Source organism: Paludibacterium sp., assembly GCF_019232825.1.
GTDB lineage: Bacteria > Pseudomonadota > Gammaproteobacteria > Burkholderiales > Chromobacteriaceae > Paludibacterium.
The window spans coordinates 153,747-166,868 of sequence record NZ_JAFAND010000035.1 but is presented as its reverse complement, the minus strand read 5'-3'; the positions used below and the strand labels follow the sequence as shown (position 1 = coordinate 166,868).

Annotated in this window: 13 protein-coding genes; 6 read left to right on the top strand and 7 right to left on the bottom strand. The window is 60.0% G+C overall.

Features of this window, described 5'->3' with window-relative positions:
• Positions 1-2: 2 nt before the first annotated feature.
• Positions 3-848 carry a 23S rRNA (adenine(2030)-N(6))-methyltransferase RlmJ gene (rlmJ, locus tag JOZ06_RS03980; RefSeq protein WP_293228915.1) on the bottom strand — a complete coding sequence of 282 codons (846 nt, stop codon included), beginning with the start codon at positions 846-848 and terminating at the stop codon, positions 3-5.
• A gap of 543 nt (positions 849-1,391) precedes the next feature.
• On the opposite strand from rlmJ, the gene JOZ06_RS03975 reads away from it, so the two are divergent.
• The 5 genes from JOZ06_RS03975 to JOZ06_RS03955 all read left to right on the top strand — a co-directional run bounded on the left by JOZ06_RS03975 (position 1,392) and on the right by JOZ06_RS03955 (position 7,702).
• Positions 1,392-2,393, top strand: a complete 1,002-nt coding sequence (locus tag JOZ06_RS03975) for a BMP family ABC transporter substrate-binding protein (protein ID WP_293228913.1) — start codon at positions 1,392-1,394, stop codon at positions 2,391-2,393.
• Between the two features lie 117 nt (positions 2,394-2,510).
• On the top strand, positions 2,511-4,040 hold the full coding sequence (locus JOZ06_RS03970) for an ABC transporter ATP-binding protein (protein ID WP_293228911.1): 1,530 nt from the start codon (positions 2,511-2,513) through the stop codon (positions 4,038-4,040).
• Positions 4,037-5,137: an ABC transporter permease gene (locus JOZ06_RS03965; protein ID WP_293228909.1), complete on the top strand. Its 1,101-nt coding sequence runs from the start codon at positions 4,037-4,039 to the stop codon at positions 5,135-5,137. Before JOZ06_RS03970 ends, JOZ06_RS03965 begins: the two co-directional genes overlap by 4 nt.
• Position 5,138: 1 nt before the next feature.
• Positions 5,139-6,104, top strand: a complete 966-nt coding sequence (locus JOZ06_RS03960; RefSeq protein WP_293228907.1) for an ABC transporter permease — start codon at positions 5,139-5,141, stop codon at positions 6,102-6,104.
• A gap of 344 nt (positions 6,105-6,448) precedes the next feature.
• Entirely contained in the window at positions 6,449-7,702 is a 1,254-nt protein-coding gene (locus tag JOZ06_RS03955; RefSeq protein ID WP_293228905.1) for an MFS transporter, read from the top strand.
• A gap of 43 nt (positions 7,703-7,745) precedes the next feature.
• On the opposite strand, the gene JOZ06_RS03950 is transcribed toward JOZ06_RS03955, so the two are convergent.
• From JOZ06_RS03950 to JOZ06_RS03925, 6 genes are all read right to left on the bottom strand, one after another.
• The gene (locus tag JOZ06_RS03950) at positions 7,746-8,651 is read right to left on the bottom strand and encodes a hypothetical protein (protein WP_293228903.1); all 906 of its coding nucleotides are present in this window, start codon (positions 8,649-8,651) and stop codon (positions 7,746-7,748) included.
• A 411-nt stretch (positions 8,652-9,062) separates the two neighbouring features.
• A complete protein-coding gene (locus JOZ06_RS03945; RefSeq protein WP_293228902.1) occupies positions 9,063-9,329 on the bottom strand; it encodes a hypothetical protein in 267 nt (88 codons plus the stop codon).
• A gap of 13 nt (positions 9,330-9,342) precedes the next feature.
• Complete coding sequence (locus JOZ06_RS03940) at positions 9,343-9,576, bottom strand: hypothetical protein (protein WP_293228900.1); 234 nt, start codon at positions 9,574-9,576, stop codon at positions 9,343-9,345.
• A 150-nt stretch (positions 9,577-9,726) separates the two neighbouring features.
• Positions 9,727-10,110 carry a hypothetical protein gene (locus JOZ06_RS03935; protein ID WP_293228898.1) on the bottom strand — a complete coding sequence of 128 codons (384 nt, stop codon included), beginning with the start codon at positions 10,108-10,110 and terminating at the stop codon, positions 9,727-9,729.
• Positions 10,111-10,173: 63 nt separating this feature from the next.
• Complete coding sequence (locus JOZ06_RS03930; protein WP_293228896.1) at positions 10,174-10,737, bottom strand: flavin reductase family protein; 564 nt, start codon at positions 10,735-10,737, stop codon at positions 10,174-10,176.
• Between the two features lie 47 nt (positions 10,738-10,784).
• The gene (locus tag JOZ06_RS03925; RefSeq protein WP_293228894.1) at positions 10,785-11,501 is read right to left on the bottom strand and encodes a transporter substrate-binding domain-containing protein; all 717 of its coding nucleotides are present in this window, start codon (positions 11,499-11,501) and stop codon (positions 10,785-10,787) included.
• Positions 11,502-11,730: 229 nt separating this feature from the next.
• Between JOZ06_RS03925 and pepT the strand changes: the two genes are divergently transcribed.
• Positions 11,731-12,960 carry a peptidase T gene (pepT, locus tag JOZ06_RS03920; protein WP_293228892.1) on the top strand — a complete coding sequence of 410 codons (1,230 nt, stop codon included), beginning with the start codon at positions 11,731-11,733 and terminating at the stop codon, positions 12,958-12,960.
• Positions 12,961-13,122 lie beyond the last annotated feature (162 nt).

Sequence of the window (13,122 nt, the reverse complement as noted above, 5' to 3'; positions counted from 1 at the left end):
CCCTAGTCCCCCTGATAACGGAGCGTGTGCGTGGCGCCGGCGTCAAGCGCCAACGCCTCGGTCAGCCAGGGCAGCGTCTCGGTCAGCGTTTCGGCCAGGGTCCACGGCGGGTTGATGATGAACATGCCGCTGCCGTGCATGCCAAAGCCGTCCGCCGACGGTCTACGCACGGTGAGCGTGACGTCGAGCCAGCGTTTGACCGGCAGCTTTTTCAACGCGTCGGGCAGGGCGCGCATCTCGGCGCGCTGCAACAGCGGATACCAAACGGCATACACGCCGGTGGCAAAACGTTTCAATCCTTCCGCCAGCGCCACCGGCACGCGCAGATAGTCCTGCTTGTCTTCGTATGGCGGGTCGATCAACACCAGGGCGCGCCGAGGCGGTGGCGGCAGGATGGCCTTGATGCCCTCGAAGCCATCGGTCTGTTGGATCAGGCAGCGGCGGTGGCGCCCGGCGAAGTTGTCTTGCAGCAGGCGGTGGTCGCTGGGGTGCAGCTCGAATAGGCGCAGTTTGCCGCTTTGCGCCATCACGCGGTCGGCCACGAGCGGGGAACCGGGGTAGCGCGTCAGCCGGCCATCGGGGTTGAAGCCCTCGACGACCTCCAAGTACGGCCGCAGCGCCGGCGGCAGATCGTCCCGCTGCCACAGCCGGGCAATGCCGGCGGCGAACTCTGCGTTTTGGCTGGCGTAGCCTTCGTCCAAGGCGTACAAGCCGGCGCCGGCATGGGTGTCGATGTACCAGTAAGGCGCGTCCTTTTGGCCCAAGTGTTGCAAAAGCAGCACTTCAATGGCGTGCTTCAACACATCGGCGTGGTTTCCGGCATGAAAGGCGTGGCGGTAGCTCAGCATGGGTGTTTTTCTTCAATCAAACGGCCCAGATTGTAACGGAAATGCCATGTCTTTCGTGTATCCTGCATAGGTATCTTCATTAAAAGCTAATTTATCAATTCCATCGTCATAAGCTGACTGATCCGCGTCAAATAAATCTCCTTTTGCCTAAGCAAAATACATTGCCAATGTTGCGCAGATATCTTCATCGGAAGAGAATACGGCAACGTTGGACGATGGCCTATAGTTCTTGAGTTGCGACAGTAAACACCCTGACAGCAGATACTGATAAGCTGCTCAGTGTTTACAGGTTTCCTGTGGGAAACTACAATTTCGGCCCTCAGAATGTGCTGATGCTTTAGTGGCATCGTCCCGGGTTCCGCTCTCTAACGCGGTGTCGTCTGGGGTCGATGCGGTGACATGCCGTTGGCATGGAGGCCGAAAACACCTGACCCTGGCTCGAGGTGACGCATGCTTCGGGCTTGCTCTTTTTGAGAGTGTGCCGGTCAAGCCAATCCAGGCTTGGCGCACATTTCCTATCACCAACGATGCGAGTTGATAAAGATGAAAATCGAACTGAAACGTGTGAGCCTTGCCGTTGCCGCGGCGATGATGGCGTCCTCCGCCTTTGCCGCCTTCGCTCCCGCCGTCGTATACGACCAGGCCGGTAAATTCGACAAGAGCTTCAACGAGGCCGCGTACAAGGGTGCAGAGCAGTTCAAGAAGGAAACCGGCGTCGCTTACCGTGACGCGCAAATTTCCTCCGACGCGCAAAAAGAGCAAGTGCTGCGCGACATGGCTCGCAAGAATATGGATCCGATCGTCGCTGTGGGCTTCTCCTACACGCAGGCTGTCGAAACCGTTGCCAAGGAATTCCCCAAGACGCGTTTCGTGATCATCGACTCGGTCGCCAAGGGTCCGAACGTCAAGAGCATTCTGTTTAAGGAACAGGAAGGCTCCTTCCTGGTCGGCATGGCCGCCGCCATGAAGTCCAAGACCAATACCGTCGGTTTCATCGGCGGCATGGACGTACCGCTGATCCGCGCCTTCGCCTGCGGCTATGTGCAAGGCGTTAAGTACGTCAACAAGGACGACAAGGTCATCCAAAACATGACTGGCACCACCCCGTCCGCCTTCAATGACCCGGCTCGCGGCACCGAATTGGCTAAGAGCCAGTTCGACCGTGGCGTCGACGTCGTCTTCGCTGCCGCCGGCGGCACCGGCCTCGGCGTGCTGCAATCCGCCAAGGCTGCCGGCAAGTACTCGATCGGCGTCGACAGCAACCAAAACTATCTGCATCCGGGTTCCGTGCTGACCTCCATGGTCAAGCGCGTCGACATCGCCGTGCACAACACCTTCATGGACGCCAAGAACAATACCTGGAAGCCGGGTATCGAAGTGCTGGGTCTGAAGGAAAACGGCATCGACTGGGCGCTGGACGCCAACAACCGCCCGCTGATCACGCCGGATATGGAGAAGCGCATCAAGACCGCGCGTGCCGCCATCATTTCTGGCAAGATCAAGGTCGTTGACTACCGCGCCAACAACAGCTGCCCGGTACAATAAGTCCGTAGCATCACGGGAACGCAGTGATCCCGAAACGGCCACGCCTGCCCTTGGTGGCGTGGCCGTTTGATTTGTGCGGGAAAATCACAGGGCAATCAGCATTCAGGGAATACAAGAATGACCGACTTAGCCATCGAGTTGATCGGCATCTGCAAGAGTTTTGGCGCCGTCGCGGCTAACCGCGATATCGACATGAAGGTCGCCAAGGGCTCGATCCATGGCATTATCGGCGAGAACGGAGCGGGGAAGTCTACCCTGATGAGTATCCTCTACGGGTACTATCAGGCGGATACCGGCACCATCCGCGTCAATGGCAAGGATGCGCATATCCGCAACAGCCAGGAGGCGATCCGCCTCGGTATCGGCATGGTGCACCAGCACTTCATGCTGGTCGATACCTTCACAGTGTTGGAAAACATCATTCTGGGCGCCGAAGGCGGTCTCGTGCTCAAGCGTGGGATTCAGGAAGCGCGCGCCCATCTTAAAGAGCTCAACCGGGAGTACGGTCTGGAGGTCGACCCGGATGCCATCGTCGGCAAACTGGGCGTCGGTCTGCAGCAGCGGGTGGAAATCCTCAAGGCGCTGTATCGCGGCGCCGACGTGCTGATCCTGGACGAGCCGACCGCCGTGCTGACCCCGCAGGAGGCCGACCACCTGTTCCGCATTCTGCGTACGCTCAAAGAGCAGGGCAAGACGGTTATTCTCATCACCCACAAGCTGCGCGAGGTGCTGGAAGCTACCGACAATGTCAGCGTGATGCGCGGCGGCCAGATGGTTGGCAACGTGCGTACCTGCGACGTCGATCGCGCCGCGCTCGCCGACCTGATGGTGGGCCGCAAGGTCAATCTGCAAGTCGACAAGGCGCAGCGCGAGCCGGGCGAGGTGGTGCTGTCGGTCAAGGACCTGAATCTGACCGACCGCCGTGGTGTCCGTCTGTTGAAGGACATCAATCTGCATGTGCGCGCCGGCGAGATCGTCGGCATTGCCGGGGTGGCCGGCAACGGTCAATCGGAATTGCTCGAGGTGCTGGCGGGCATGGTGCAGCCGACCTCGGGCGAGATCGTCTATAAGGGCCAGAACCTCGGCACGCTCAAATATCGTCAGCCGAAGGCGGCGGTATTGCGCCGGCTCGGCATCGCCCACGTGCCGGAGGACCGTTCGCGCGAAGGGCTCGTCAAAGCTTTCTCCAACTACGAAAACGCCATCTTGGGCTATCAGTGCGACCGTTCTGTCTGCAAGGGGCCGTTCTATAGCCGCAAGGCGTTGGTGGCGCGGATGAATACGCTGATCAAACAGTTCGACATTCGTCCCGACAATCCCATGCTGCGCGTGGGTCTGCTGTCGGGCGGCAATCAGCAGAAGGTGGTGCTGGCGCGCGAAATCTACGCCAATCCCGATCTGTTGCTCGTCGGTCAACCGACCCGCGGGGTCGACATCGGCGCCATCGAGTTCATTCACAAACGCCTGATCGAATTGCGCGATGCCGGCAAGGCGGTGTTGCTGGTGTCGGTCGAATTGGAAGAAATCATGTCGCTGTCCGACCGCATCCTCGTGATGGCGGGCGGTCAGATTACCGGTGAAATGGCCGGCCAGGAAGCAACCGCTCCGGCACTTGGCCTGCTGATGGGCGGAGGAGACAAGCATTGAAGTTCGGTCAACCATCCACTTTGCCGCGTTGGGCGCAGCTGACGATTCTGCCCGCGCTTAACATTTTTGCGGCGCTTTTGGTCACGGGGCTCGTGACCTGGCTTATCGGCGAAAATCCGCTCGAGTGCTTGAAACTGCTGATTCACGGCGCTTTCGGCTATGGCGAGGGCATCGGTTACACGCTGTTCTACACGACGGACTTCATCTTTACCGGTCTTGCGGTGGCGGCGGCGTTCCACGCCGGCCTGTTCAACATCGGCGGCGAGGGGCAGGCGTATCTGGCTGGCCTTGGCATCACCCTGACCGTGTTCGCGTTCGACAAGGTGCTGCCGTTCTGGGTGCTGATGCCGCTGTGCCTGATCGCCGCCATGGCGTTCGGCGCCGCCTGGGCCTATATTCCGGCCTGGCTGCAAGCCAAGCGGGGCAGTCACATCGTCGTGACCACCATCATGTTCAACTTCATCTCGTATTCGTTGATGCTGTACTTGATCGGTCACCAATTGATCGAGCCGGGCTCGCAAAACCCCACCACCCGCGAGTTCGGCCAGAACGCGTGGATGCCGGCGATGCAGGATATCCTGGCCGGTATCGGCATCCATATCCCGAATACGCCGCTCAACGGTTCGTTCTTCCTGGCGCTGATCGCTTGCGTCGCGTTCTATCTGGTGGTTTGGCATAGCCGTTGGGGTTACGAGCTGCGCACCGTGGGCACCAACGAGCATGCCGCGCGCTACGCCGGCATGAACGTGACCAAGATCATCGTCTTGGCCATGTGCGCCTCCGGCGCGCTGGCCGGCCTGTCGGCGGTCAACGAACTATTGGGCTCGACCCACCGTATGAACGTGCTGTTTACCAACGGCATCGGCTTCGTCGGCGTGGCCGTGGCGCTGATGGGACGCAACCATCCGGTCGGCATTTTCCTGTCGGCGCTGCTGTTCGGCGCATTGACCCAAGGCGGGCTCGATCTGTCGTTCGCCAAGCCGATGATCACCCGCGAAATGGTTTTGCTGATCGAAGGTCTGGTGATCCTGTTCTGCGGTGGTCTGGAAAACCTGTTTGAGCCGATTCTGGCTATGTTCTTCAAGCGAGGGAAATGACATGGAACAGTGGATCAGTCTTCTCGGTTCGACCATCCGCGTCTCCACGCCGCTGGTATTGGCATCGCTGGCCGGCCTGTTTTCCGAGCGCTCCGGCGTGGTGGACATCGGTCTGGAAGGCAAAATGCTGACCTCGGCGTTCGCCAGCGCGGCGGCGGCCTACGTCACCGGCAATCCCTGGCTTGGCCTGATGGCCGGCATGTTCGCCGCCATCTTGCTGTCGATGATGCATGCGCTGGTGTCGGTGACCTATAACGGCAACCAATTGATCTCCGGCATGGCGGTCAACACCATCGCTTCCGGCATCACGCCGGTACTGGGGCTTGCCTGGTTCCAGCAAGGCGGCAACTCGCCGCAGCTCGACGATGTGGCCCGCTTTCAAGACATTACCCTGCCGTTCGCCGATTCGATCTCCCGCGTGCCGGTCGTCGGCCCGATCTACAGCGGCATCCTGTCCGGTCATTGCATCCTGGTCTATCTGACCTTCCTGGTGGTCTTGCCGGTGGTGACCTGGGTCGTGTATCGCAGCCGGTTTGGCCTGCGCCTGCGCGCCGTGGGAGAAAACCCGCATGCCGCCGATACCGCCGGTATCTCGGTTGCGCGTGTCCGCTACTTGGCATTGCTGTGCAATGGCATGCTGTGCGGCATGGCGGGCACGTTCCTGTCGGTCTATCAGACGGGCTCGTTCATCAAGGAAATGACCGCCGGCAAGGGCTTCTTGGCGTTGGCGGCGCTGATCTTCGGCAAATGGCGGCCTGCTTACGCCATGCTGGGCTGCCTGCTGTTCGCCTTTGCCGACTCGGTGCAGATCCGCTTGGAAGGCGTGCCGCTGCCGATCATCGGCGAGATCCCGTCGCAGTTTATCCAGGTGATTCCGTACGTGCTGACGGTACTGCTGCTGGCGGGTTTCGTCGGCCGCGCCGTGGCGCCGAAAGCCATCGGTATTCCGTTCGTCAAATCGCGCTAAGCACGCGTTGGCGATTTGCTAGCACGCTGAAGCCGGCCTCAAGGGCCGGCTTTCAGGCTGTTGATTTAGTGGTTTGTAACGGTATCGGAGGGCCCGGCAAAGCCGGGCCTCAGTTGCAGCTTACTGATTTCGCAGCCTGTCCATCGAGTCCCAATCCCCCCGCCCTTGCCTTGCAAGGGAGCCTCCGCTTCGCGGAGAAGGGTTTGTCAGCACGCTGAAGCCGGCCTCAAGGGCCGGCATTTTATTTGTGGCGTTGTCTGATTGGCGATATTGGTTGGCCGGATTTATTTGCTGCGACATCATAAAATGAGAACGTATTTCATTACCCTTGCCCACGGTGAATCATGACCAACAAGATCCAGACGCTGGCCGCCTCTCCGGCCGGCAAAGCCGCAGGCGGCACCGTGATGGCGATTTTGGTTGCCATCAGTTTTTCCCATTTGCTCAACGACATGATGCAGTCGCTGATCTTCGCCCTCTATCCGATGCTCAAGGTCGAGCATCATCTCAGCTTCGCGCAGATCGGCCTGATTACGTTGACTTACCAAATCACCGCCTCGCTGCTTCAGCCGGTGGTCGGCCTTTACACGGACAAGCGTCCGCAGCCGTATTCGCTGGCGGTCGGCATGGCGTGCACGCTGGGCGGCCTGTTGCTGTTGTCGAAGGCGGACAGCATGCCTTCCCTGTTGCTGGCCTCGGCCATGGTGGGCATGGGGTCGTCGATCTTCCATCCGGAATCGTCGCGTGTGGCGCGCATGGCGTCCGGCGGCCGGCATGGCTTGGCGCAGTCGGTGTTCCAAGTCGGCGGCAATCTAGGCACGTCGCTCGGCCCGTTGCTGGCGGCTTGGATCATTTTGCCGCGCGGGCAGGGGAGCGTGGCGTGGTTCGGCGCGGCGGCGCTGGTCGGCATGCTGGTGCTGACCGCCGTCGGCAACTGGTATCGCCATCATCAGCGCGCACAGGCCAAGAAACCGGCGGTGGCGCGACCCGATAACGGCTTGTCGCGCGTGCGCGTGCTGTGGTCGCTATTTATTCTGGCGATGCTGATTTTCTCCAAATATTTCTATTTGGCGAGTCTGACCAGCTACTACACGTTTTACTTGATCAGCAAATTCCATCTCAGCGTACAGTCGGCGCAGATGCATTTGTTCCTGTTCCTGTTCGCCGTTGCCGCCGGCACGTTGATCGGTGGTCCGGTCGGCGACCGCATCGGACGTAAACGGGTGATCTGGGGGTCGATTCTGGGGGTGGCGCCGTTTACGCTGCTGATGCCGTATGTCGGCTTGATGGGTACCGAAATCCTGTCCGTGGTGATCGGTCTGGTGCTGGCTTCCGCCTTCTCCGCGATTCTGATTTATGCGCAGGAACTGGTCCCGGGCAAGGTGGGCGCCATTTCCGGCTTGTTCTTCGGCTTTGCCTTCGGCATGGGCGGTCTTGGCGCTGCGGCGTTGGGGACGCTGGCCGATCATACCAGCATCTTTTTCGTCTATAAGGTGTGCGCGTTCTTGCCGCTGTTGGGGTTACTGACGGCCTTGCTGCCTGATTTGCATGCACGGCGCCGGGCGCCAACGGCGAATCTGGTGGCGGACTCGCGGTGAGTTCAAATGGCCCGGCGGATACCGGGCCGTTTGTTGTTCGCGGTCACTTCACGGCGGATAGCGGGGTCAACCGGCATTGGCCGGAGACTTGGCCGGCGCGGATACCGGAAATCGACATGTTGGCGCTCAGTTGACCGGATGGCAGGTCGATATGGTAGTCATTGGTCGATTGATCCAGTGTCAGGCTGAAGCCGATCTGTTGCGGTCCGACTTGGACATTGTGCACGCGGATCGGCACCAGGTCGGGGCGGCGGATCGAGCCGTTGTTTTCGTCGATGACAAACACGATATCAGACATTTTTAGCGGGATATCGCCGGAGTCGGTGAGCCGCAGCGAACGGGAGCATTTGGCGCTGATGAGCGGGTGGACGGCGTTGCCCGCCGCCAGCGGCATGAAGCGGAGCGAGCTCGCGGCATAGACGATGTTGTCGCTGCCGGTGCTTTGTCCTTGGCAGTCCTCGATGATGCGCGTTGTACCCACATCCCATTGGTAGTGCCGGTCGATAAAACCATGCACCGGCGTGCCGTCATTGCCGGCGATATGGTAGCTGCCGTCTACTGCCGCGGCAGGCGGCCCGAAGTGATGCTGCGCCCAATCGTAGAGGTTGCTGCAGTGGTCGAGCTGACCATCCTCCCCGGGCGAGTAGACAGTGAGTTGCGCTACGGGGGCGCCATTGTCCGTGTGGGTGTCCAGCGTGGCTTGCCAGTCGATGCCATCGAGCCGGAACGCCTGAATGCGATCGTGTGAGAGATTGCCGCTCTGTTTGCCTAGATAGCTGAGCCAACCGTGGTCCTGCCATACCGTCGAGCTCGCCGCTTGCGCCCAGTCGAGTTGGCGCCATTGCGCCGGGTCGCCGAGGAGCTCGGGGAGCGGTCGTCCGGCGCCGACGCTTTGCGCCAGCCATGCGCCGCACAATAGCGCGGTGAGTAAACGTAGTGAATTGTTCATACGAATCAACTTCTTGCGTTAGTGTCTGGCTGGCCGGTCAAGCCGCGATCCGGCGTTGCAAAAAGGAAAGACGGAGAGTGTAACAGGGTGCGGCCAGGGTCACCATGACAAAAATCGCCCATGCCGCAGGCACGGCATGGGCGATTCTTAGTTACTGGGTATGATGTTGCATCTCCTGCGCTCGCCGGGCGCAAAGACGGAGTTTCGAGACGTGGGAGCTGATTTCGTTGAACCGTCCTTCCTCCATGGCTTTTTGTGCCGCACGGCTAATCTGCACCTTCCATGTCTCGGAGCAAGGCAAGGCTGTGCTGTTGATGTCGCGATCATGAGCTAACGCCGGCAAACTCAGTGAGGCGAGTAGCGGCAAGATGAGGGTGTAATGAAGCGTTGTGCGCATCGTGAACCTTTCGTCTATTCGTGTTCGCTTGGCGATCCATGTGCCTGATATTTTGCGTTGGCCTGCGCGGCGCGTGCAGAGCAACCCAACAGATGCTTCCATAGCTCGGTCTCACCCTCCTCATCTTCCGTCCCCGCCTGAATAAGGTGCTGGGAAATCGCGAGTGATTTGGACGAGCAATTAAACGGCGGCGCGGCACGGTCAAAGATCGATGCCTGCGCTGGCAGACTGAGGCCAGCGAGCAGTGCCAACGCTGGGAAAAAGCGGGAATGAGGCTTCATGGGAATTCCCCTTTTATTGATCCGTTGATGTGGCGGCGTAAAAGCAGTTGACCGACTCTTTGAGTAACCGCGAGCCCGACGCGGTGTCCTGCTTGTGCAATGCCGCTGACCAATCGGCGCGCCGTTTGGCTTGCGCAGCTTCAGAGCAATCTTGAGGGTTGACGTCCTGGTGCGGGAAGGTGGCGGAATGGGCCGGCAGCCCCAAGCAGACGGCGAGGAGGAGCGGCAAGCTGCGATAAATCGGCATGGTGAAATCCCCTATGGGAGTGAATGACCTCCGTTAGGTCCATGCGATAGGTTCGTAGTTTGCAGCGGAAGACCGATCCGCTAAGGGAAAAAAGGGCTGAGGTCGGCCGGAATGCCGATCAGGCGGTAATGTGCGGGTAGGGCGTGGCCGTCAGGCGCTGGTGTTGATGATCTCGGCGATGCGACCGGCATCGGGCCGCGCGCCAAGCACGCTGACCGCATGGGTCGCTGGATCGACCTCCAACATGAAGGCGGGTTGGGATGGAATGCCGGCGGCACGCAGTTGGGCCATGAGCGTGGCGTCGGGGAATTGCAGCTGCGGCGTCGCCGCCGAGACGGTCGCCGTCGCAGGTTGGCCCTGTGAGAGCGCGACCGCCTGAGCGGAGAGGGTGACGTGCTCGTCTTGCTGGCCGCCGGTCGTTGCGGTGTCGGCGGCCGTGGCAGGTTTTGCCGTCGTGGCGGCAATCTCTGTCGTACTTAAGGGGGCCGAACTGCCGCCATATGCGGCCATGGCAACCGAAAGCGTCGTATTCATGGCATGAGCGCGGGTTAAGGGTTGTTGTCCTAACCGTTGACTCAGCAATTAATATGCCAGGCCCTAAACCTCGAACGATTCGCCGGTGGCGAAGAAGGCGCCGCCGGCGATGTAGTGCAGCGTGCGGCTTTCCTGTGAGGGAAAGTGCCAGCGGCCTTCGCTGTACAAAGCGGGGTCCGCCCAAGCGGCGGTGACTTCGGCCAGAAACAGATCGTAGCGCTGCTGCATCGCCGTTTCCGGCAGTACGCGGCATTCAAGCCAGGCGGCGCAGCCGGACAATAACGGTAGATCGCTGTCGCCGAGGAAGGTGTCGAGCCCGAGGGCGGCGTATTTGTCGCCGTCGCGGCCGGAGTGCGATCCGACTGCGAGAACTTGGCTTGCGATGGCTCTGGTCGGGATATTGAGCGCAAACCGGCCCGATGCTTCGATCAGTCCGCGGCTCCATGTGTTGCGGTCGATCACGACCGCAACCTTGGGTGGATCGAAATCGAGCGGCATTGCCCAGGCGGCGGCCATGATGTTGCGTTCGCCTTGATGCGCGCTGGTCACGATGGTGACCGGGCCATGGTTGAGCAGGCGATAGCATTTGGCCAGTTCGACGGGCTCGTGGCGGGGTGTGAGGGTCATGGCGTTCTCGCTGTCATCGATGCTTGTCCTTGCTAGGCAGGCGGGGTTTAAGGCGCATAGCCGGCTTGTTGGTATACCCGGGCGATTTCTCCTGACTCGCGCAGGTTGTCGAGCAAATTGTTCAGGCGCGTCACGAGCGCCTTAGGCGTGCGTGGATGGCAAGCCAGATACATCTCGGTGCGATTGAAGACCAGCACCGGTTGGATCTGATTCTGCAGCCCTTGCTGGCGCAGAATATACTCGCCGATCAACTGTCCCGTCGCCCAGAAAGCGATGTGGCCGCTGAGTAGCTTGCGCGGATTGAGATCGTCTTTCGATGTGGCATCCACGTTGTAACCTTTGGCGCTCAGATAACTGACGATGGCATCGCCTTGGTAGGTGCCGATCGGGCGCAGGCCGATCTGCTCGAGACGATCGAGCCGGCCGGCGGGCGCTTTGGCGAACAGCACCCAGTCGTTGAAGACCAGTGGACCGATCCACTGATATGACGCTTCGCGTTCCGGTGTGCGCGACATGGAAAACACGCAATGGTTTTCGCTGGTGCGCGCCTCGGTGATGGCGCGTATCCAAGGTTCAACGGTGATGGTGTAGCCAAGCCCCGCCTTTTGCATCAATAGCTCGACGATGCGGGTGGAGATGCCGGTGATCTTGCCGTCGGCGCCCATGCCGTTGAAGGGCTGGTACGATTCGGTCAGGAGGGTTAGCGTGGGGGCCGCAAAGGCTGTTTGAAATAAAAAGGGTATGACTATCAGCCACTTGCGCATTGTTTGGTCGCTGCCTCAAAAGGAGTGAGTAATATACACGTAATGGCGTACCCTGTCTGTGCAGCATAGGCAAGTGGATCGCTGCCGGTTCTAAGTCTAGACGGCCTTTGACCGGCAATAAGCTTTATATTTCATAAGCGGGCGGTGATTGCCCGCTTTCTGATATACCGCAAAATTTGTGCCTCATGAAGCATGCACAATGCTTGGAAACGCTCTTATTGAGGACAAAATGGACAATATTCTCGAACGGTTCTTCCGCTACGTATCTGTCGATACCCAATCCGATCCCAAGGCGGATCGCGTACCCAGCACCGATGGCCAGCTGAATTTGGCGCGCGGTTTGTTCAAGGAGCTGACCGAACTGGGATTCGAAGAGGTTACGCTCAACGAAAAGGGCTGCGTGATGGCCACGCTGCCTTCCAATGTCAATTGGCCCGTGCCGGTTATCGGCTTCATCGCCCACCTGGATACGTCGCCCGACGCCAGCGGCAAGGGCGTCAAGCCGCAGGTGGTTGAGAACTATCGTGGTGGCGATGTCGTGCTGGGCACGAGCGGCGAAGTGCTGTCGCCGGCACGTTTCCCGATGTTGAACAAGTTGATCGGCCATACCTTGATCACCACCGACGGCACGACGTTGCTGGGGTCGGACGACAAGGCCGGCATTACCGAAATCATCACCGCCATGCTGCGTCTGCGCGAGCAAAATCGTCCGCACGGTTCGATCCGTTTCGCCTTTACCCCGGACGAGGAAATCGGCAAAGGCGCGCAGCATTTCGACGTCGAGACCTTTGCGGCTGAGTGGGCATATACCGTTGATGGCGGCGGCGTCGGCGAGCTGGAGGCGGAGAACTTCAATGCCGCTTCGGCCAACATCAAGATCTATGGCAACAATGTGCATCCGGGCAGTGCCAAGGATGTGATGGTCAACGCGATGACGCTGGCGACGCGCATTCATCAAAAGCTGCCTGCAGAGGAAACGCCGGAGCGGACCGAGGGCTATCAGGGCTTCTATCATCTGATCTCGCTCAATGGCACCGTTGAGCAGGCGGAGATGAATTACATCATCCGTGATTTCGACCGCGATAGCTTCGCGGCGCGCAAGGCGCGCATCCAGGAGATCGCGCGCGAGGTGCAGGCGGGTCTGCCGAGCGATTGCCGCATCGAGGTGACGTTGAAGGACTCGTACTTCAATATGCGTGACGAAGTGGCGAAATTCCCTCACGTTGTCGAGATTGCGCGTCAATCGATGGTGGACGTGGGCGTCGAGCCGGAGATGTGCCCGATTCGTGGCGGCACCGACGGCGCGCAGCTGTCGTTCCGTGGTTTGCCGTGTCCGAACTTGTTTACCGGAGGCTACAACTTCCACGGCAAACATGAGTTCGTGACCTTGCAAGGCATGGAAAAGGCGGTGGCCGTGATCGTGCGGATTGCCGAATCGACCGCCGAGCGCGCGCGCTGAGCGGTGTGACTGGCTGTATCGACACGGGCGCCTGGGGCCTGTCTGCAAACTATTTGTGAACTGCGCTGGCCTGGTAAATGGCCAGATGCTAGGCGGGGGGCGCAGGCCTTAGTCATTCTAAGGCCAAGCCGCCCAACGACGCAGATGGCCGTTTACCAGGTC